At 65.7% G+C, this 18,140-nt stretch carries 19 protein-coding genes and 1 riboswitch; of the genes, 7 read left to right on the top strand and 12 right to left on the bottom strand.

Features of this window, described 5'->3' with window-relative positions; genetic code table 11:
* Positions 1-111 precede the first annotated feature (111 nt).
* Both WFH44_RS17635 and WFH44_RS17640 read right to left on the bottom strand, forming a co-directional pair.
* Positions 112-813, bottom strand: a complete 702-nt coding sequence (locus WFH44_RS17635; RefSeq protein WP_336715591.1) for a DsbA family oxidoreductase — start codon at positions 811-813, stop codon at positions 112-114.
* A 322-nt stretch (positions 814-1,135) separates the two neighbouring features.
* Complete coding sequence (locus WFH44_RS17640) at positions 1,136-2,410, bottom strand: MFS transporter (RefSeq protein WP_336715433.1); 1,275 nt, start codon at positions 2,408-2,410, stop codon at positions 1,136-1,138.
* 115 nt (positions 2,411-2,525) lie between these two features.
* Between WFH44_RS17640 and WFH44_RS17645 the strand changes: the two genes are divergently transcribed.
* Entirely contained in the window at positions 2,526-3,479 is a 954-nt protein-coding gene (locus tag WFH44_RS17645) for an acyl-CoA thioesterase (protein WP_336715434.1), read from the top strand.
* Positions 3,480-3,636: 157 nt separating this feature from the next.
* Here WFH44_RS17645 and WFH44_RS17650 read toward each other — a convergent pair whose 3' ends face one another.
* Together WFH44_RS17650 and WFH44_RS17655 are read right to left on the bottom strand one after the other, a co-directional pair.
* Positions 3,637-4,098, bottom strand: a complete 462-nt coding sequence (locus WFH44_RS17650; protein ID WP_336715436.1) for a hypothetical protein — start codon at positions 4,096-4,098, stop codon at positions 3,637-3,639.
* A 76-nt stretch (positions 4,099-4,174) separates the two neighbouring features.
* Positions 4,175-5,611 (bottom strand): amino acid permease, encoded by a 1,437-nt coding sequence (locus WFH44_RS17655; protein ID WP_336715437.1) that lies wholly within the window; start codon positions 5,609-5,611, stop codon positions 4,175-4,177.
* A 211-nt stretch (positions 5,612-5,822) separates the two neighbouring features.
* Here WFH44_RS17655 and WFH44_RS17660 point away from each other — a divergent pair, with 211 nt between their 5' ends.
* The gene (locus tag WFH44_RS17660; protein WP_336715438.1) at positions 5,823-6,449 is read left to right on the top strand and encodes a CG0192-related protein; all 627 of its coding nucleotides are present in this window, start codon (positions 5,823-5,825) and stop codon (positions 6,447-6,449) included.
* 139 nt (positions 6,450-6,588) lie between these two features.
* Here the strand turns inward: WFH44_RS17660 and WFH44_RS17665 are convergent, their stop codons facing one another.
* The 3 genes from WFH44_RS17665 to WFH44_RS17675 form a co-directional block, all read right to left on the bottom strand.
* Positions 6,589-7,965 (bottom strand): MFS transporter, encoded by a 1,377-nt coding sequence (locus tag WFH44_RS17665; RefSeq protein ID WP_336715439.1) that lies wholly within the window; start codon positions 7,963-7,965, stop codon positions 6,589-6,591.
* A 322-nt stretch (positions 7,966-8,287) separates the two neighbouring features.
* A complete protein-coding gene (locus tag WFH44_RS17670) occupies positions 8,288-9,592 on the bottom strand; it encodes an LLM class flavin-dependent oxidoreductase (RefSeq protein WP_336715441.1) in 1,305 nt (434 codons plus the stop codon).
* Positions 9,592-10,356 carry a 3-oxoacyl-ACP reductase gene (locus WFH44_RS17675; protein WP_336715443.1) on the bottom strand — a complete coding sequence of 255 codons (765 nt, stop codon included), beginning with the start codon at positions 10,354-10,356 and terminating at the stop codon, positions 9,592-9,594. Before WFH44_RS17675 ends, WFH44_RS17670 begins: the two co-directional genes overlap by 1 nt.
* A 53-nt stretch (positions 10,357-10,409) precedes the next feature.
* Positions 10,410-10,503: riboswitch (TPP riboswitch) on the bottom strand.
* A 76-nt stretch (positions 10,504-10,579) separates the two neighbouring features.
* Here WFH44_RS17675 and WFH44_RS17680 point away from each other — a divergent pair.
* Both WFH44_RS17680 and WFH44_RS17685 read left to right on the top strand, forming a co-directional pair.
* The gene (locus WFH44_RS17680) at positions 10,580-10,831 is read left to right on the top strand and encodes a type II toxin-antitoxin system Phd/YefM family antitoxin (protein ID WP_336715444.1); all 252 of its coding nucleotides are present in this window, start codon (positions 10,580-10,582) and stop codon (positions 10,829-10,831) included.
* Positions 10,828-11,085: a Txe/YoeB family addiction module toxin gene (locus WFH44_RS17685; protein WP_336715445.1), complete on the top strand. Its 258-nt coding sequence runs from the start codon at positions 10,828-10,830 to the stop codon at positions 11,083-11,085. Before WFH44_RS17680 ends, WFH44_RS17685 begins: the two co-directional genes overlap by 4 nt.
* Positions 11,086-11,273: 188 nt before the next feature.
* On the opposite strand, the gene WFH44_RS17690 is transcribed toward WFH44_RS17685, so the two are convergent.
* Genes WFH44_RS17690 through WFH44_RS17700 form a run of 3 tightly spaced genes read right to left on the bottom strand, consistent with a single transcriptional unit; the run spans position 11,274 to position 13,502 of the window.
* On the bottom strand, positions 11,274-11,723 hold the full coding sequence (locus WFH44_RS17690; RefSeq protein ID WP_336715446.1) for a cupin domain-containing protein: 450 nt from the start codon (positions 11,721-11,723) through the stop codon (positions 11,274-11,276).
* Between the two features lie 45 nt (positions 11,724-11,768).
* Positions 11,769-12,947: an acyl-CoA dehydrogenase family protein gene (locus WFH44_RS17695; RefSeq protein WP_336715447.1), complete on the bottom strand. Its 1,179-nt coding sequence runs from the start codon at positions 12,945-12,947 to the stop codon at positions 11,769-11,771.
* A 54-nt stretch (positions 12,948-13,001) separates the two neighbouring features.
* Complete coding sequence (locus tag WFH44_RS17700) at positions 13,002-13,502, bottom strand: MaoC/PaaZ C-terminal domain-containing protein (RefSeq protein WP_336715448.1); 501 nt, start codon at positions 13,500-13,502, stop codon at positions 13,002-13,004.
* Between the two features lie 129 nt (positions 13,503-13,631).
* Between WFH44_RS17700 and WFH44_RS17705 the strand changes: the two genes are divergently transcribed.
* Genes WFH44_RS17705 through WFH44_RS17715 form a run of 3 tightly spaced genes read left to right on the top strand, consistent with a single transcriptional unit; the run spans position 13,632 to position 16,149 of the window.
* Positions 13,632-15,218: an acyl-CoA carboxylase subunit beta gene (locus WFH44_RS17705; RefSeq protein WP_336715449.1), complete on the top strand. Its 1,587-nt coding sequence runs from the start codon at positions 13,632-13,634 to the stop codon at positions 15,216-15,218.
* A gap of 9 nt (positions 15,219-15,227) precedes the next feature.
* A complete protein-coding gene (locus WFH44_RS17710; RefSeq protein WP_336715450.1) occupies positions 15,228-15,566 on the top strand; it encodes an EthD family reductase in 339 nt (112 codons plus the stop codon).
* Positions 15,559-16,149 (top strand): biotin transporter BioY, encoded by a 591-nt coding sequence (locus tag WFH44_RS17715; RefSeq protein WP_336715451.1) that lies wholly within the window; start codon positions 15,559-15,561, stop codon positions 16,147-16,149. The genes WFH44_RS17710 and WFH44_RS17715 overlap by 8 nt, the downstream gene beginning before the upstream one ends.
* A gap of 151 nt (positions 16,150-16,300) precedes the next feature.
* On the opposite strand, the gene WFH44_RS17720 is transcribed toward WFH44_RS17715, so the two are convergent.
* On the bottom strand, positions 16,301-17,347 hold the full coding sequence (locus tag WFH44_RS17720; RefSeq protein ID WP_336715452.1) for an MBL fold metallo-hydrolase: 1,047 nt from the start codon (positions 17,345-17,347) through the stop codon (positions 16,301-16,303).
* Positions 17,348-18,130 (bottom strand): SDR family NAD(P)-dependent oxidoreductase, encoded by a 783-nt coding sequence (locus tag WFH44_RS17725; protein ID WP_336715453.1) that lies wholly within the window; start codon positions 18,128-18,130, stop codon positions 17,348-17,350.
* Positions 18,131-18,140: the final 10 nt, after the last annotated feature.

An 18,140-nucleotide genomic window follows, 5' to 3' on the forward strand; every position in this document is an offset into this window, starting at 1 on the left:
ACCACCGGCTCCGTAACCGCCATTATGGTCCGGGGCGGATGTGCCTCGAATCATCCGGCGAGGATGAGAGCCACCCGGCGGCTGCGGTGCCGCCGGAAGCACCTCCAAGGGTCAGTTGCAGCCCTCCGGACCGCAGGTCGCGCCGTCGTTCGCGTTGCCCGACAGGACGGTCAGCGGAGAACGCTCCGCCCACGCCTGCTGCAGCGCGCGCCCGAACACCTCGGCCGGCTGCGCGCCGGAGATCCCGTATTTGCGGTCCAGCACGAAGAACGGCACGCCGTTTACGCCCAGCGCCCGCGCCTCCGCGACGTCGGCACGGACCTCCGCGGCGTATTTGTCGCCGGCCAGTGCCTCGCGGACCTCGGCCTCATCGAGGCCAAGTGCGACGCCGGTGCGCACCAGGTAATCGATGTCGCCGATGTCTTCACCGTGTTCGAAGTGGCCGGAGAGCAGCGCCTCCTTGGCCGCGTCCATCCTGCCGTGCTCCTTGGCCAGATGCATGAACCGGTGGGCCATGAAGCTGTTGGCCACCACGATCCTGTCGAAGTCGTAGACCAGGCCCTCGCCGGCGGCCTGGGCCGTGACGTGCTCGAACATCTGGCGGACCTGCTGCTGCGGCATGCCCTTGATCTCGCTCAGGTACTCGGTCTCGGTGCCGTCATAGTGCTCCGGCAGCGTGGGATCCAGCTGGTAGCTGCGCCACTGCACCTCGACCCCTTCCTTGTGCTCGAAGTTCCCCAGGGCGCTCTCGAAGCGGCGCTTTCCAATGAAGCACCAGGGGCACGCAACGTCAGACCAGATCTCAACCTTCATGGACACGTCAACATTTAGGTGTGCGTCGGTATTCCTCGCGCCTGCCTCGACGCCCCCGGCGAGCGGGAGCCCCCAACTGCGGCGGAATACGGCAGGCCTTGGCGCACTTCAGCAAACTCTGACGGAACACGGCAGGCTTTGGCGGACTTCAGCAAACTCTGACGGAACACGGCAGGCTTTGGCGGACTTCAGCAAACTCTGACGGAACACGGCAGGCTTTGGCGGAAACCGGCAGACTTTCCGTGCTCCGCGTGCCGCTGACCTGCGCCTATATTTTGGATGCCGATAAAAGTCCGCAGATTCCGTCGCTGGGCCGGCCGGTTCAGCCTTCGCCGGCCGCCGCGGAATTAAGCTGGGCCACAACGGGGCGCTGCGCCGCCGGCTTCCGGCCGTGCACCAGGACGTAGACCCCGATGCTGAGGACCACCAGCACGCAAAGCCCGGCGTACATTCCGCCGAACCCCGTCAGCGGCAGGAAGACACCGAGCAGCACGGGACCGAAGCCCACGCCCACGTCGAGCATCACGAAGAACGTGGACGTCGCCAGGCCCATCCGGGCCTCGGGTACGGCGTTGACCGCGATGGCCTGGACGGCCGGCATCAGGCCGCCGAAGCCCAGCCCGCTGAACGCCGCCGCGAGGACGATCGTGGTGAAGTTCGGCTCGAACGCGAGCAGCGCCAGCCCCGCCGCGAAGACCAGCAGCATCGGGTACATGACCATGTTGTCGCCGCGCCGGTCCTGGATCCGTCCGGCGAAGAGCCGGGAGACGAGGACGGCGATGGCGTAGACCAGGAAGAACAGGGCGGCCGCCGAATCCAGCCCCTTCTCCCGCGTGTAGGAGGTCAGGAACGCCACGATGCCGGAGTAGGCGAAGCCGCCCAGCAGCGTGACCAGCGAGATCGGCAGGGCATCCGGGTCAACGATGGACGTCAGCCCCATCCGGCGCCTCCTCTTCCCGGACGGAACCGGGGCCGGCGAGGCCGGGTCTTCCGGCGTCGGATTTTCGACGGCGGGGATGCGGCGCTCGGGCAGCCGGAGGAGCAGGCCCACCGCCAGCGCCGCAATGGAGGAGACCGTGCAGAACCAGAAGATGCCGTCGTAGTTGCCGCCCGCGGAGAGCAGCACCGCCAGGAACGGTCCCACCGCCGTCGACAGCGTGGTCGAAACCCCGAAGTAGCCGGTACCCTCGCTGCGCCGCGCCGGCGGGATGAGCCCCTGCACCCCGGCCGCCAGGGCCGTGCTGCCCGCCCCGAACGCCATGCCGTGCAGCAGCCGCAGGCCCAGCAGCAGCCCGAGCGAGCCGCTCGGAATGTAGAGGTAGGACAGGAGGGTGTAGGCGGCAAGGCTGACAATGAGCAGCCGCTTCCGGCCCACAACCTCCATCAACCGGCCGCTGAACAGCCGCGCCACCACCGCGCCGATGATGAATGAGCTGGACGCGAAGCCCGCCGCGCTGTCCGAGGCCTGGAACCGCTCCACGGCGTAGAGCGCCATCGAAACCATCAGGAGGTAGTAGACCATCGAGATGAACAAGTTGGTGACGATCGCGAGGATGAAGTCCTTGGTCCACAGCCTGCTTGTTTGTTCAATGCCCACGTCTGTCGCTGGTTCCTCTCGTCGACCTAATACCTGATGTTTGCCCGAAGCAACATTCCATTATCCTCCTTTGCGAAGGTGCCTTAGTACCCCTCCCGCGGGCTAGCATGTCGGCATGGAAGATTCGATCATGCTCCGTTTCCTCGCTGCACCCGCCGACGTCGCGCAGGACGGGACCACGGTGCAGGCGGGCAGGGTGCTGGAGTGGATCGACAAGGCCGGCTACGCCTGCGCCGTCGGCTACTCGGGCGGCTACTGCGTCACCGCCTACGTGGGCAACGTGCATTTCACCCGGCCCATCGTCAACGGCGACCTGATCGAGGTCACGGCCCGCATCGCGCACACCGGCCGTTCCAGCATGCAGGTGGTGGTCACCGTCGACGCCGCCGACGTCCGCTCCCGCGAGTTCAAGCCCGCCATGGACTGCATCCTCGTGTTCGTCGCCGTCGACGAGGACGGCCGTCCGCGCCAAATCCCGGCCTGGGAGCCGGGCGACGAAGCCTCCGCCCGCCTGGCCCGCGGCATCGCCGGCCGGGTGGAGGCGCGGCGCGACATCCGCGACATCATGCGCGGCCAGGAGTACACGGACGCGGGGACGACGCCGTCGGAACGCTTCCGCTTCCTGGCCGCCCCGGGCGACGTGAACTGGGGCGGCAATGCGCACGGCGGAATCGTCATGCGGTGGATCGACGAGGTGGCCCGGGCCTGCGCCATGGGCTGGTGCGGCGCCGACGCGGTGGCCGTCTACTCGGGCGGCATCCACTTCCTGAGCCCCATCCACATCGGAGACCTGGTGGATCTGTCCGCCCGGATGATCCATACCGGTCCGCACTCCATGCACATCGCCGTCCACGTCCGGGCCCGCGACCCGCGCGGGGGCGAGTGGCGGGACACCACGCAATGCATGACCGTGTTCGTCACGCGGAACGCGGACGGCCACGCCGCCGAGGTTCCGCAGCTGGTGCTGCGCACGGACGAGGACAGGAAGCTGGACGCACACGCCCTGGACCTGGTCCGCCGCCGGGCCGCACTGCCGCCGCTGGAATTCGACGTCGAGCGGACGTACTAGTCCCGGGCCGGCAGGCCACCGGCGGCGCCCGCGGGCGGCGGGGTTAGCCGCGCCGCTCCGCCGCAACGGCCCGGGCCGGCTCCGAAGACGTCCAGTCGAACGCCGGCAGCGCGGCCGTGATGACCACCGCGTTGAGGACGCGCGCCCGCCCCGGACCCTATCGGCCGCCGTCGCCCAGCGACGCAGGCCGGACGCCGGTGGCGTAGGCCCTGGCGATCCCCGGCCGCACATTCTGCGCCACGGTCTCACCGCCGGGCAGAACCATGTAGGCGAGGAACTCGTCCTCGAAGCTGGCAATTCCCGCGCTCACGGCCTCCAGCTTGGCCCGGACCAGCATGGACAGCTTGTGCCAGTACCGGCGGGAAAATTCATCGCGGCCCTGCGGGCGCGGGAACGACCGCTGCTGGGGGCTGCGCGCGGCGCCGGCGGGCTCGGGGGTGCCGGGTGGCTCGTACAAAAACCGGAATCTTCGGCGATCCGCGGTGAACGCGATCATCGTCCGGCCGTTCTCGGACCCGGTCCGGAAGCCCGTTGCTCCGTACTGGCTGAGCATCTCCTGGATTTCGGCCCGCGACGCCGCGCAAGTGATCGAGGCACCGCGGACGTAGTTTGTCGCCATGTCTCAGGGTACCCCGGGTGGCAACGGGCGCTGCGGTGCTGACGCCGCGCCCGCTCAGCTCCGCCTGCCCCGGGTGCTACCGGTTTGCGTCGGCCGGCCTGGCAGCGGCCTCCGTAGCCGCGGCGGTCTCGTCCGCCAGTTCCGCGCGGGCGTGCCCCCTGCCCCTGACCCCGAAACGGTATGCCACGAACAGCAGGCCGATCCACACCACGCCCACCACCATGGCCACGCGGGTCTCCGGCATCACGCCCAGCAGCACCACGATGAACACCATGAACGCCAGCGCCGCGTAGGACGCCACCGGCCAGAACGGCACGCCGAACTCGGACGCCGCGAGCCCCTTGCGCTTGATCTCGCGCTTCATCGCGATGTGCGAGAGCAGGATCATCAGCCACACCCAGACGGTCGCGAAGGTGGCGATGGAAGCGATGATCGTGAACAGGGACTCGGGCAGCAGGGCATTGAGTACGACGCCGGCCAGCAGCACCGCGGTCATCGTCGCCACCGTCATCCACGGCACTCCGTGACGGGAAATCTTGGCGAACGACGCCGGAGCCTGTCCCTGCTGCGCCAGCCCGTACATCATCCGGCCGGCCCCGAAGGTGTCCGAGTTGATCGCCGAGAGCGCGGCGGTGATGACCACCGCGTTGAGGATGTGCGCCGCGGCCGGAATGCCCAGCGAGTCGAAGATCTGCACGAACGGGCTGGTCTCGCCGTCGATCTGGTTCCACGGGAAGATCATCATCAGCACGCCCAGGGTCAGGACGTAGAAGAGCAGGATGCGCACCGGCACGGTGTTGACCGCGGCGGGGATGGCCTTCTTCGGGTTTTCCGCCTCGCCGGCCGTGATGCCGATCGTCTCGATCCCGCCGAACGCGAACATCACGATCGAGAAGGAGGCCAGCAGGCCCCAGAACCCGTTCGCAAAGAACCCGCCCTCGCCGAGCATCGTGCCCAGGCCCGGATTCGCGGCGTCGGGCAGTCCGAAACCGAAGACCACAATGGCAATGCCGCCGGCAATCATCGCAATGATGGCGGAGACCTTGATGATGGAGAGCCAGAACTCGGCCTCGCCGAAGACCTTCACACGCATCAGGTTCAGCGCCGCGATCAGGAAGACCACGGCCAGGATCCAGATCCAGCGCGGCACTTCCGGGAACCAGAAGCCCATGTAGATGCCCAAGGCCGTCACATCCGCGATCGCCACGATGGCCATCTCGAACGCGAACGTCCAGCCCGTGATGAACCCCGCGAACGGCCCGAGGTAGCGACTGGCGTACTGCCCGAACGATCCCGAGACCGGATGCCGCACCGCCATCTCGCCGAGCGCCCGCATGACCAGGAAGACGGCCGCGCCGCCGATCATGTAGGCCAGCAGGACCGCCGGGCCGGCAGACTGGATCGCGGCGGCCGAGCCGTAGAACAGACCCGTCCCGATCGCGGAGCCGAGGGCCATGAAGCGGATGTGGCGGACATTCAAGCCGCGGGCGAGAGCCTGGGCGAATTGAGGCATGGCAACAAACCTAGTTTCGGCAGAAAAGGGGATTGGCCGAAAATGCGGCCAATCGATTCTACGCCCCGCCGCCCGCCCGCACCGACTTTCGTGCCCGGCGCCACACCTGTCGGCCGGGGATTCCGCGGCCCCGTGCAACCACCAGTACCTGACGGCCGAGGATTCCGCCGAACCCGCGGCCGCCCTTGCCCCGGCACCGTAGGCTACAGCCATGGCCATCATTTACGACGCAGTGTTGAACCCGACCAAGCAGGAACTCCTCTCCGCCTGGCTGCCGCAGCAGTCCTGGTTCCCGCCTGGGGCCGACGCCGCGGACCTGGAGTACCTCGGCGCATACCGCTTCGATGACCCGGCCGGCACCGTCGGCATGGAGTCCCACCTGCTCCGGCTCGACGGCCGCATCGTGCACGTCCCGCTGACCTACCGCGGTGCGCCCCTGAACGGAGCCGAGGCCGCACTCGCCGGCACCATGGAGCACTCCGTGCTCGGCGACCGCTGGATCTACGACGCTACCGCCGACCCGGTCTACGTCGCCACGCTCGCCGCCGCCATCCTGCAGGGCAGCACCGGAGCCGACGTGTTCCGCGACGTCGATGGCACCCTCGAGCCAGTCCCCGCCGTCGTCACCGTCCGCGGCAGCGGCACCCCTGGCACGCAGGTGCCGGAAATAACGACGGCGGCCCCCGCCACCGCGGGGAGCGTCACCACTATTACAGCCGGCGAAACGACCCTCGCCGTCGACCACCTCCCCGCCGCCCGCGACAGCGCCGCCGGCGCCCACTTCCTCACCGGGGGCTGGGACGGCCAGCAGCCCCTCGTCCTCGCCTCGATTTCCTGAGGAGTCCGGCCGCCCGGGTGGTGCTGCTCAAAGTGCTCGGTGAGGCGGGTGAGCACTTCGTAGTTCTCGTCGTCACCAGCAGCGGAGGCCCGGGACCGAACGGATCGGTCCCGGGCCTCCGCTGCATCCGGCAGGTTGGCTAGGCGTGGCGCCCGCGCAGCGCGGCCGGCCTCTCGGTGCCAGCCTGCTTGGCCTCGCTCTTCGCGCCGCCCTTGATCGGCGCATCGGGGCGCCGTTCGTGGAGGAAATAGACGATGCCGGCGGCGATGGCCGAGACCGCGGCGAGGCCGAACAGGCCCGGGATGACGCTGCCGGTCTGCTCCTTGATGATGCCGAAGCCGAACGGGGCGACGAACCCGCCGAGGTTGCCGATGGAGTTGATGATCGCGATGGCCGGCGCCAGCACCATCGGGTGCAGGCCGGACTGCGGGATCGTCCAGAACAGCGGGGAGGCGCTCTTGAAGCCCATCGCGGCGATGGCCAGGAACACCAAAGCCAGGACCGGCGAGGCCACGGCGGCGCAGTACGTGCCCGCGGCGGCAACCAGCAGCGCCACCACCAGCAGCGGCCGCTTGGACCGCGCCTTGTCCTGGAGCTTGCCGGCGAAGTACATGGCGAAGACCGCGCAGACCCACGGGATGGCGGAGAGGAAGCCAACGGTCAGATCGGTCGTGCCGGGGATCTGCCGCACGATGGCCGGCAGCCAGAAGGTGTTGGCGTAGATGGAGAGCTGGATCGAGAAGTAGATCAGGCAGAGCAGCATGATCTGCGGGTTGAGCAGCATCTTCCAACGGTTCAACTTGGCCCCGTCGTCGTTCTTGATATGCGCAGCGTCCTCGGCCTCAATGGTGGCGCTGAGGGCGGCCTTCTCGCCGGCCGTCAGCCAGCGGGCGTCCTGGATCTTGGAGTCCAGCAGGAAGAACACAATGATGCCGACGACGACGGAGAGCGTGCCCTCGATGCCGAACAGCCACTGCCAGCCGTGCAGTCCGAGGGTGTCGTCGAGGGTCAGCAGGCCGCCGGCGATCGGGCCGGATAGTGCGGCGGCGATCGAGGATCCGGCGATGAACAGCGCCGTCGCACGGCCGCGCTGGCCAGCCGGCACCCAGCGGGAGAAGTAGAAGATGACGGCCGGGAAGAAACCCGCCTCGGCCGCGCCCAGCAGGAAGCGCAGGACGTAGAACATCGTCTCGTTCTGCACGAAGGACATCAGGAACGCCACGATTCCCCAGCTGACCATGATCCGGGCCAGCCACACCTTGGCGCCGTACTTCTCCATCATCATGTTGCTGGGCAGCTCGAACAGCGCGTAGGCGATGAAGAACAGGCCGGCCCCGAAGCCGTACGCGGCGGCGCCGATGCCCACGTCGGCCTGCAGGTGTTCCTGGGCGTAGCCGATGTTGGAGCGGTTCAACTGGTTGCACACCAGCATGACCAGCATGATGGGAAGGACGCGGGAGAAGAATTTCTTGGTGGCTGTGGCCACATCCGCGACGGCGAGGTCTGCAGACTGCATGTGGGGCTGATCCTTCGGATAGGTGGAACTGGTGAGCCGTGGCACGCACTCCTGTGTCTGGAGCCACAGCGCACCGGACACGTTAGTTAAGAGGATCGATGCCCGTCCAAGACTGCATCGGCATGGATTGATGCCCTATGGGCACTAAAGAAGCCCTCCCCCTCGCCCGCTGCCGGAATTCCGCCGGTCAGGGGCCTGCTGGACCTGGCCGGCCCCCGCTTGCTCCGCCGGCGCCAGCCCCTTAAGTGTGATGCCTCTCACCCAGCATGCGGCGTCATAATCCTAAGTGAAGGAAGTCACCCCAGCCAAGCTGCCCGCGCCGTTAGGCTACGGCCGGCCGCTCCAGTCCCAGATGCTCGCGCAGCGTGCTGCCCGCATAGGAGGTGCGGAACAACCCCCTGCCCTGCAGGACCGGAATGACACGGTCCACGAACTCGTCGAGGGAATCCGGCAGCAGCGGCGGCATCAGGTTGAATCCGTCCGCCCCGCCGGAGGTGAACCAGAGCTCGATCTGGTCCGCCACCTGTTCGGGAGTGCCGGTCATGGTGCAGTGACCGCCGCCGGCCGCCAGCCTGCCGAGCAGCTGGCGCACGGTGGGCCGTTCGACGTCGATAATCCGCAGGATGGTTGCGTAGCGGCCTTGCGGACCGGTGAACTCCGACGCCGGAGGCAGGCGTGGCACGGGGGCGTCCAGTTCCCAGCTGCTGCAGTCCTGCCGGATGAAGCTGCCCAGCTGGGCAAGGGAGTGTTCCGTTGGCAGCAGCGCATCCGTCTCGGCCTGTTTGGCCTGGGCTTCCGCCGCCGTTGTCCCGATGTAGGTCACCAGTCCGGGCATGACGGCAACCTTGTCCGGGTTTCGTCCGGCTGCCGCGACACGGCGTTTCACATCCGCGTAGTACGCCTGCGCGGCGGGCAGGTCATAGGCGACGGCGTAGATGCCCTCCGCATAACGCGCAGCGAGGTCGCGTCCCTGCTCCGACGCGCCGGCCTGGAACAGGACGGGTCTGCCCTGCGGGGAGCGGGGCACGTTGAGGGGTCCATCGACCAGGAAGTGCGGTCCCTCATGATGCAGCGGCCGGACTTGGTCGGGGTCCGCATAGTGACCCTTCCGGTCCAGGACAAGGGCGTCGTCCGTCCAGGAATCCCACAGCGCCAGGGCGACGTCGATGAACTCCGAGGCACGGTCATAGCGTTCCCTGTGCCCGGGCATGGCCGCCAGCCCGTGGTTGCGGGCCTCGGCGTCGAACATCGACGTGACCACATTCCAGCCGGCGCGTCCGGAGCTGATGTGGTCGAGGGAGGCCAGCATTCGCGCGGCGTGGAACGGAGTATGGAAGGTGGCCGAAACGGTGCTGACCAAGCCGATCCTGCCGGTGGCTCGGGCCATGGCTGACAGCGCCGTCAACGGTTCCAGATGCCAGAGCGGACCCGTGCCCGGGTTGCCCGCCGAGTGGCCGTCGGCGAAGAAAACGGCGTCAAACAGGCCCCGCTCGGCAGTGCCGGCCAGCCGCTCGTAGTATTCAATGTCGCCGAGTTGCTCAATGGGGGACAGCGCCCGGCGCCAGGCTGCGCTGTGGTGGCCGCAGCCGAACAGGAATGCGTTGAAGTGCAGTTGCCGGGCAGCCACTAGTTCATCACCAGTCCGCCATCGACCACCAGGTTCTGTCCGGTCACCGAGCGGGCCCACGGCGACGCGAAAAACAGGACCGCGTCGGCCAGTTCTTCCGGCGTTGTGACTTTGCGCAGCGGAGTGGAGGCGGCGATCTGGTCGAAGACCTCTTCCGGCGTGGCGGAGCTGGCGTCGGTGGTGCGGAGCAGGCCGCCGGAGACCATATTGACGGTGATGTTGTGCGGGCCCATGTCCGCCGCCAGCGTCCGGGTCAGCGAGAGCAGCGCCGCCTTGGCCGCGGTGTAGTCGTGGTACGGCACAACCGGATTCTGGAAGAGGTTGGTCCCAATGTTGATGATCCGGCCGAAGCGCTGGCGGCTCATGCCGGGAATCGCCTGCTGCGCGGTGTTCAAGGCGCCGCGCACGCTGCCGGAGAACTGGGCCTCGAACTCCGCCCAGGAGATGCCGGCGGCGCCGGAGCGGGCATCTCCATTGAAGGAGAAGTCGGCCAGCGCATTGTTGACCACTGTGGTCACGGCACTACCGAAGTGGGCTTCGGCCCGGCTGAACAGCTCCGCCACCTGTCCGGCATCGGTGACGTCAGCCTGCAGGGCCAGCCCCTGCTCCGGCCCGAACTTTGCGGCCAGTTCCTCCGCGGCAACGCCGCTGCTGCGGTAGTTGATGACTATCCGGGCGCCCGCCTCCGCGAAGGCTGCGGCGATCCGCGCGCCGAGTCCGCGGCCGCCGCCGGTTACCAGTACGGTCTGTTCTGCGAGCTGCATGGAGATTTTCCACCTTGAAGTAAGGCGAAAAGATGGGTGCAGCGCACTGCGCGGCAGCCGCTGCATGACATCCCTTCGCTAGTACGAACTAGATCAGGTTCAACGGGTTTGTTCTCAGCCCCTCAAGGGGCACCCCGTGTCGCTGCCTGCGAGTCTACCTGCTGCGTCTCCTTGGCCGCGAAGACTCCTCTACGTACAATATTGAGTACGTAAGGTGGATGTTGTGCGCACGATGTCTTATTCGGAATCCAGAGCTAAATATGCCGAAACCCTAAACTCCGTCGTGGATGACCGTGAGGAAGTTGTGATCACTCGCGCCGGGCATGAGCCCGTGGTGACGGTGGCGCTGGACGACTATGAATCCTTGAAGGAATCCGCGTACCTGCTTCGAAACCCTGCCAACGCCCGCCGTCTGCTTGCCTCCATTGAGCGGTTGGAAAAGGGTCGAGGCACTGAACACGACCTCGCCGAGTGAGGCTTGTCTGGGACGAGGATGCCTGGGCCGACTATGAATGGTGGCAAGTCCAGGACCGCAGAATGCTCAAGCGGATCAATCTTCTCATCCGGGACATTGCCAGAAACGGCAATGAGGGGATCGGTAAGCCCGAGCCGCTCAAGCACGGTTTTCAGGGCTATTGGTCGCGGCGCATCAATGAAGAACATCGGCTCGTCTACAGGACTACGGGCGACGAGATTCTGCTTGCCGCATGCCGCTACCGCTATGAGTAGCTCTTGCCCGGGACAGGAAGCCCGCCTACGACTTCTAAGCGGACCTCGGCTTTCAGCAAGTAGCCTCTGGGGACACGTCCACCACAGATGGCCCCGGCCTGTTTGCCGGGGCCATCTACGCGAGTGCAGCTTCGACGGCATTGCTTAGCCGGCAGGTGCTGGATCTCTTGCGCCGGCTAAGAAGCAGGTCAGGAGCGGTAGTCGATCTCCAGATCGAAGATCTCCTGGTCCTCAAGGTTCACCACGATGTTGTCCGGGGTGCGGGTGGTCAGCCAGACCAGTTCCTCGGTCTTGCTGGCGTTGCCCTCGATGTGCGGCATGTAGGGCGGGACGAAGACGAAGTCTCCCTCTTCCAGGTAGACGATCTCGCCGTAGCCTTCTCCGTAGCGGATGAAGCCCCGGCCCTTGAAAACGTAGCCGCCGGTTTGGGCTTCGCCGTGGTGGTGGGCACCCGAAACTTCGCCGGGGCCTGTGTGTACTTTGCCGAACCAAAGGCTGTCGGCCGCGGAATTTTCCTTGCTAACGCCTGAGATCCGGCGTGCGTTCTCCGTCTGGCCGGGGGCGGCCTGAAGATCCGCGGCCCGATGGACCCGGAAGATGTCGGTGTTCTTGTTGATGTCGAAGGTTTCGGTGGTCATAGAAGGGTTCCTCTCGTTTTGCTGTTCTTGCTTGAACTGGACGGCTTAGTAGGAGCGGGGGAGTCCGAGGTGCTTCTCACCGATGTAATTGCGGATCATCTCGTCCGTCAGCGGAGCGAAGGTGTAGAGGCGGGCGTCGCGGAAGTACCGCTGCATAGGGAGCTGCCGCAGGAAGCCCCAGCCTCCCATCGCCCGCATGCCGACATCGGTTGCGGTGGTGGCGGCGTCGGACGCGGCGAGTTTGGCAATTGCGGAGAGCGTCTCGCTGGCCCCTTCGTCCTCGTCCGACGTCCGGGCGGCGTTCTGCAGCAGCAGGCGCGCTCCCTCGATCTTCACGCTGGCGTCAACGAGCATGTGCTGTAGACCTTGGAACGCGCCGACCGGGCGTCCGAAGGCCTGCCGTTCCTTGACGTATTCGACGGCGTAGTCGAGGGCTCCCCGAGCTATGCCGAAGGCAACGGCAGCACCGTTGAGCCGCTCTCCGTTAAGGGTTCCGAGTACTTGCCTGAAGCCCTTGTCCACCCGGCCGAGCACCAGTTCTGCCGGAACGCGCACATTCTCGAACTCGATGTCGCACTGTTCCAGTGCGCGGATCCCCATCGTGTCAATGGGGTTCGTCCGGATGCCGGGGGTGTCCCGCGGCACGATGAACATGGTGATTCCGTCGATCGCGGAGCGCTCAATCTTCGTGGTGCGGGCCAGCACAATCAGGAAGTCGGCATCCATGGCGCCGCCGATCCACTTCTTCCTCCCCGAGATCAAGTAGCTGCCGTCCTCCTGGGCCACGGCGTGGGTGGACATCGCCCTGGCGACGTCGGTGCCGCCGTCGGGCTCGCTCAGGGCAAAGGACATGCGGGCATCGCCGGCAAACAGCGGTGCAAGGAAGCGGTCGCGCTGCATTGAATTGCCGAACGTGTGCAGCAGCTCCACACCCATGTACTGCACCACGATGCTGACTCCGATGGACGTGGCCCGGGCCCCCAGCTCCTCAAGGACGATGGTCTGGCTCTGGTGCAGCGCACGCCTTCCGTCCAGTTCGGCTTCGAGTTGGATCAGCCCGGCCTTTGCCAGTGCCCTGTACAGGTCGAGGTCGTAGGTCTCCTCCTCGTCATGCCGGGTCAGGCGCTCGGGGGTTACGTGTTCGTCAAGGACGTCACGCACCCGCTGGCGGACTGCAGCAAGCTCTTCTGCTGTTGTCGTCTCGGTCTTGGTGGCTAGGCTCATGGGAACTCCTAATTGGGCGTGGTCAATGGTGCAGGGCCGGATCGCGGCCCGACCCTAACGTCGTTTGATCAAGAAGCTGCTGGAAAACGTCATGACCTCTGTGTCGTCCTGCTGGACGACCGTGTAGTTGATCGTCCACAGGCCGGCATCGGGATTCTTGGTTTCGCGCGCCTCGGCGACCTCGGCCTTCACCCGGACGGTGTCGCCGATGTAGACCGGCTTGAGAGCGCGTACTGCGTCCAGGCCCAACCATGCGATGACATTGGAGAAGTATCCGGTCTGCGTCATGAGGCCGAGGGCAACGGAGAGGGTCAGCGGACCATGGCCGATTCTCTGGCCGAACTGGCTTTGCGCGGCGTATTGATCGTCGAGATGCAGCGAGACCCAGTCCCCTGTGAGCCCGGCCCAGGACACCAGATGGGCCTCCGTAATCGTCAGGCCGGGACTGTGGATGCGGTCGCCGGTGACCAGCGCGTCCCAGTAATGCTCGGGACGCCCTTTGGGTTCCTTTATCGATTGTCCCTGTGGGCCGTGGCCCGCGATCGCGTCTTCCATGTCCATCCCTTCCCAGTGCTACGGCTGCATGCTGCCCGTGATGGGCTTCACCTTTTCACAACTAAGACTAGACTAGCGGACGCTTGTTCGTATACTGGTGGCGGTAAACAAATTCATTTGGAGGATTCCATGACCGAGACGCAAACTGCCGAAGAACTCCGCTTGGAGGAACTTCCGCTGGTGCCGGAACAAACGGTCCACGAGCGGCTGGAAGAGAACCTGGCTGCCGCACGGCTCGGAGGCTCGGAGAAGAACCGGGAAAAGATCCTGGCGTCCGGCAAGATGCTGGTCCGGCAGCGGCTGGCCCTGTTGTTCGACAATGAGGATTACATCGAGGACGGCCTGCTGGCCCGATTCGAAGAGGGGCTGCCCGGCGACGCGGTTGTTATCGCATTCGGCAAGGTGGATGGACGCGAAGTCTGCGTCATAGCCAACGACTTCAGCGTTAAGGCCGGCACGTGGGGCAACCGCACCTTCGAGAAGATCACCTATGCACAGGAGAAAGCCGACGCGGCCGGCATCCCGCTGATCTACCTCTTCGACTCGGCCGGTGCGCGCATCGACGAGCAGTTTGAAAGCTTCGCCGGCCGGCATGCCTGGGGGAACATCTTCTACAACCAGGTCCAGATTTCCGGACGGGTGCCGCAGATCTGCGCACTTTTCGGTCCGTCCCCGGCCGGCTCCGCCTACGTTCCCGCCCTTTGCGATATGACCATCATGGTTCGCGGTCATGCCACGGCCTACCTCGGCTCGCCTCGCCTGGCCGAGATGGTCACCGGGGAGAAAGTCACCTTGGAAGAAATGGGTGGTGCGGAGATGCACTGCAGCGTTTCAGGTCTGGGCGACGTACTGGTGGAGGACGACGCCGAGGCTATCGCTGCCATCCGCGTTTGGCTTTCCTTCCTGCCCGCCAACTGGGAAACCCCATCACCCATTGCACCGCCCGTGGAGCCGCGGCCGGGCCGCTCGCTGCAGGACATCGTGCCGCTGCGCGAGGCAGAGGTGTTCGACATGGAGGAATTTGTCGAGTCGCTCGTTGATGAAGGCAGCTGGTTCCCGTACAAGGAATTGTTCGCCCCCGAGATGCTTACGGGGTTTGCCCGGATCAACGGTCGTCCGGTGGGCCTGGTCGGCAACCAGCCCAAGCACATGGGCGGCTCCATCTTCCCGGACTCTTCGGATAAGGCGGCGCGCTTCATCTGGATCTGCAATGCCTACAACATTCCGATTATCTTCCTGGTGGATATCGCCGGGTACATGATCGGTTCTGCCGTAGAGCGCCAGGGCATTATCCGGCACGGGGCGAAGATGATTTTCGCGGTCTCCGAATGCCGGGTACCGCGGATCACGGTCCTGGTGCGCAAGGCCTATGGCGGCGGTTACTTGGCCATGTCCGGCGCGCCCATGAACCCGGACGCCGTGATCGCCCTGCCGACGGCAAGGCCTGCCCTGATGGGGCCGGACGCTGCGGTCAACGGGGTCTACTACAACCAGATCCACGAGATCGAGGATCCCGAGGAGCGCAAGAAGTTCGTCGCGGAGAAGCACGCCGAATACGCCGAGGGTATCGACGTGTTCAAGATCGCCAACGCCAACGCCGTTGAAGCCGTGGTGCCGGCCAACAACCTGCGCCACGAGCTGACCCACCGCCTCAGCCTCTACAGCAAGCGCAAAGCCGTTCCGGTGGAACGCCGCCAAGCGGTTACCCCTGTCTAAGGAAAGCCCATGATCAAAGTTGTCGCTGTCATCCGGAGCAAGCCTGGCCTGTCCCGGGAAGAGTTCCTCAAATACTGGAACGTCGAGCACCCGGCCTTTGTCCGCAAACTTCCCGGCATCCGCCGGTACCGCCAGAACCCCGCCATCGAACACAAGAAAGAGTGGCCGTTCCACGGGATGGCCGAGCTATGGTTCGACTCCGTTAAGGATGTCGCCGTCGCGTACGGCGGCCCGGAATCGGACGCCCTGCGGAAGCACGAGGAAGAATTTCTCGAAGACGTCCAGTGGATTCTCGCCGAAGAGCGCGAGATCGAGCTGGCCCAGAACGATGGAGTCAAGAATGTCTAGTGCCGTCCTCTCGGCGACCCCGCGGGTGCTCGCTGACGCATTCGTCCCCAGCAGCGCCGTGGCAAACACTGCCCTCGTACTCGGCGGTGCTGCCCTGACCGCCGTTTTGGCCCAGCTGAGCGTTCCGCTCTGGCCCGTCCCCATTACGGGCCAGACTCTAGCAGTTCTCCTTGTCGGCTCGGCCCTCGGACCGGTGCGTGGTGCCCTGGCCATGGTCGCCTACTGGATTGCCGGTGTTGCCGGCCTGCCGGTCTTCTCGGACGCTTCCTCGGGCCTAGCCAGTGCACTCGGCCCGAGCGGGGGCTACATCGTCGGATTCATTGCCTCCGCGTATCTGGTCGGAAAGCTGGCCGAACGCAACTGGGACAGGAAGTTCCTGGGCGCGGCGGTGTCGTTCCTTGCCGGGACGGTAACGACGTTCGCCTTCGGCATGGTCTGGCTCGCGATTGCGCTCGGTGCAAACCTGCAGCAAACCTTGGAATGGGGCTTGTACCCGTTCATCATCGGCGGGATCGTCAAGGCTGCCATCGCTGCGGCCATCATTCCCGCGGTCTGGAAGCTAGCACGGAAGCTTCCCAAATAGGCTCTGCACCGTGAGTTCAAAGGGGCTGGGTCCGGTATTGCACCGGGCCCAGCCCCTTTTATGTTTTCGCCGCTACGCGGATGTTCCCTCGGTGCTTGACGCCTATCGGCGGCGAGCTGCAGGCACGCCGCGCAGGCAGCGCCAAGCGCGGTTACTTCGTCCGGACGGCCCAATCAGTGAGGGCGAGCCCGGGGACGGAGATGTCTTCGCCTTGTGACCGAAGATAGGCGAGATGAGCCGCCGTTTCGGACAGCGCAAGCCGCAGTTGCAGCCCGGACAGGGAGTCCCAGCCCCGGGACCAAGTCAGCGCTTTCGCCACGGTCCAGACGGTCGATGATGCCTGGTCGAGCACGGCGTCCATCACTTCGGCCGAGCGCTCCATCGCATGTTCATGAAGCTGCGTGGCCCGCTCCGCCAAACCGCGGAAACGGTACTCGTGCGCGGGACAGACTTCAGAGTCCGAAGCCCCGCTGAGCTTCTGCAGCGAGCGCAGGTTGTGCAGCAGCGGGTTGTCCATTCCTCGGATCTCCAGCGAGACGTTGGGCGAGATCCGCGGGAGGATGTGGTCCCCGCTGAAGAGGAGGTCCGCCGCTTCGTCCCGGAGACAGATGTGGCCCGGAGTATGACCGGGTGTGGCCTGGGCTCGGATCCGCATCCCCGGTACGGGCAGGTACTGGTCGTCGTCCAGTCGAACGTCCGCATCGGCAAGGCCTTTGAGGTCCGCCAGGCTGGTGGCACTCATGGCTGCTTCGGGGACTCTGTCCGGAGGCACGCCCCAGGCGGCCATTCTTCGCTGGTCGGCCGAAACTTCCGCCGCTACATCCTCGTAGTCCGAGATGTAGCGGCGTTCGTCCGAACCCATCCCGATCCAGGCGCCGGATGCGCTTGCGAGCCGTCTGGCCAGACCGAGGTGGTCGGTATGGAAATGGGTTGCCACGACGGCGGTGACGTCGGAATGCCCCAGGCCGGCCGTCCGCAGGCCGGCACCCAAGTGCCGCCACCCCTCGTCACTGTCGAAACCCGGGTCTATGACAACGCAGTCCCGATCTGTGACGAGCACGTAGGCGAGCGTGTAGCGCATGGGGTTGCCTGGGAAGGGGACTGGCACGGACCAGACTCCGTCGCGCACTCTTTCGACGGCGGGAAGCACCTTCCGGCGCCATGCTTCCTGCTGGGCGGCACCGGTTACCTGGAACATTCAGGCGTCCGCACCGGCTGTGGCGGGTCGGTCGAAGAGCTGGAACAGCTGGGTTGCGCCGCCATCGATCAACAAGTCGGCGCCGTTGATGTTCCTGGCATCGTTCGTGAGCAGGAAACACGCCAGCGCGCCGATTTCGGCGGGGTCGACAATCTGGCCCGTGGGCACCTTGCGAGCCACCTGGTCCCGGACTTCCTGGATGACCATGGGTGTGTCGACGACGCCCGGGCAGATGGAGTTCACGGTGACGCCGGTGCCCCAGAAATCCAGGAGCAATGACCGGGTCAGGTTCGACAGGCCGGCTTTCGAGGCCGCGTAGCTGGGATAGGGGTAGCCGGTTGTCCCGGCGATGGAGGAGATATTGATGATGCGGCCCGACCCCGCCTGGACCAACTCGGGACCGAATGTCCGAATCATGGCGAACGGTCCCACCAGATTGATATCCAGGGCCCGTTTGAAGGACGCCACGTCGTGGTCCATCAAGTATTTCCGGTCAAGAATGCCGGCAGCGTTGATCAAAGCATCAATGGCGCCGATTTCTGATGTGACGGCCTCTTTGAGGCGCTGCACCGAAGCCTCGTCGGCGACGTCGACTTCGAACGACGCGGCCTGACCGCCGGCCGCAGAAATCTCGTCTGCTGCTCGCTTTGCGGCAGCAGGATCCAGATCGACGCACAGGACGGTGTGCCCGGCTTCTGCAAGCCGCCTGTTGATGCCTGCGCACATGCCGCCGGCGGCACCGGTGACCAGGACTGTCTTTGAAGTGCTTGGCGTGGTTGCCATATCCGTTGTT

The organism is Arthrobacter sp. USHLN218 (genome assembly GCF_037144715.1).
Taxonomy (GTDB): Bacteria; Actinomycetota; Actinomycetes; order Actinomycetales; family Micrococcaceae; genus Crystallibacter.

Excerpts from the sequence above, each read along its gene's own strand:
- WFH44_RS17645 (WP_336715434.1), top strand. The coding sequence starts at position 2,526 with ATGGAAGATTCGATCATGCTCCGTTTCCTCGCTGCACCCGCCGACGTC.
- WFH44_RS17675 (WP_336715443.1), bottom strand. The coding sequence starts at position 10,356 with ATGCAGCTCGCAGAACAGACCGTACTGGTAACCGGCGGCGGCCGCGGA.
- WFH44_RS17715 (WP_336715451.1), top strand. The coding sequence starts at position 15,559 with ATGTCTAGTGCCGTCCTCTCGGCGACCCCGCGGGTGCTCGCTGACGCA.
- WFH44_RS17695 (WP_336715447.1), bottom strand. The coding sequence starts at position 12,947 with ATGAGCCTAGCCACCAAGACCGAGACGACAACAGCAGAAGAGCTTGCT.
- WFH44_RS17650 (WP_336715436.1), bottom strand. The coding sequence starts at position 4,098 with ATGGCGACAAACTACGTCCGCGGTGCCTCGATCACTTGCGCGGCGTCG.
- WFH44_RS17655 (WP_336715437.1), bottom strand. The coding sequence starts at position 5,611 with ATGCCTCAATTCGCCCAGGCTCTCGCCCGCGGCTTGAATGTCCGCCAC.
- WFH44_RS17660 (WP_336715438.1), top strand. The coding sequence starts at position 5,823 with ATGGCCATCATTTACGACGCAGTGTTGAACCCGACCAAGCAGGAACTC.
- WFH44_RS17665 (WP_336715439.1), bottom strand. The coding sequence starts at position 7,965 with ATGCAGTCTGCAGACCTCGCCGTCGCGGATGTGGCCACAGCCACCAAG.
- WFH44_RS17725 (WP_336715453.1), bottom strand. The coding sequence starts at position 18,130 with ATGGCAACCACGCCAAGCACTTCAAAGACAGTCCTGGTCACCGGTGCC.
- WFH44_RS17635 (WP_336715591.1), bottom strand. The coding sequence starts at position 813 with ATGAAGGTTGAGATCTGGTCTGACGTTGCGTGCCCCTGGTGCTTCATT.
- WFH44_RS17710 (WP_336715450.1), top strand. The coding sequence starts at position 15,228 with ATGATCAAAGTTGTCGCTGTCATCCGGAGCAAGCCTGGCCTGTCCCGG.
- WFH44_RS17720 (WP_336715452.1), bottom strand. The coding sequence starts at position 17,347 with ATGTTCCAGGTAACCGGTGCCGCCCAGCAGGAAGCATGGCGCCGGAAG.
- WFH44_RS17700 (WP_336715448.1), bottom strand. The coding sequence starts at position 13,502 with ATGGAAGACGCGATCGCGGGCCACGGCCCACAGGGACAATCGATAAAG.
- WFH44_RS17705 (WP_336715449.1), top strand. The coding sequence starts at position 13,632 with ATGACCGAGACGCAAACTGCCGAAGAACTCCGCTTGGAGGAACTTCCG.
- WFH44_RS17690 (WP_336715446.1), bottom strand. The coding sequence starts at position 11,723 with ATGACCACCGAAACCTTCGACATCAACAAGAACACCGACATCTTCCGG.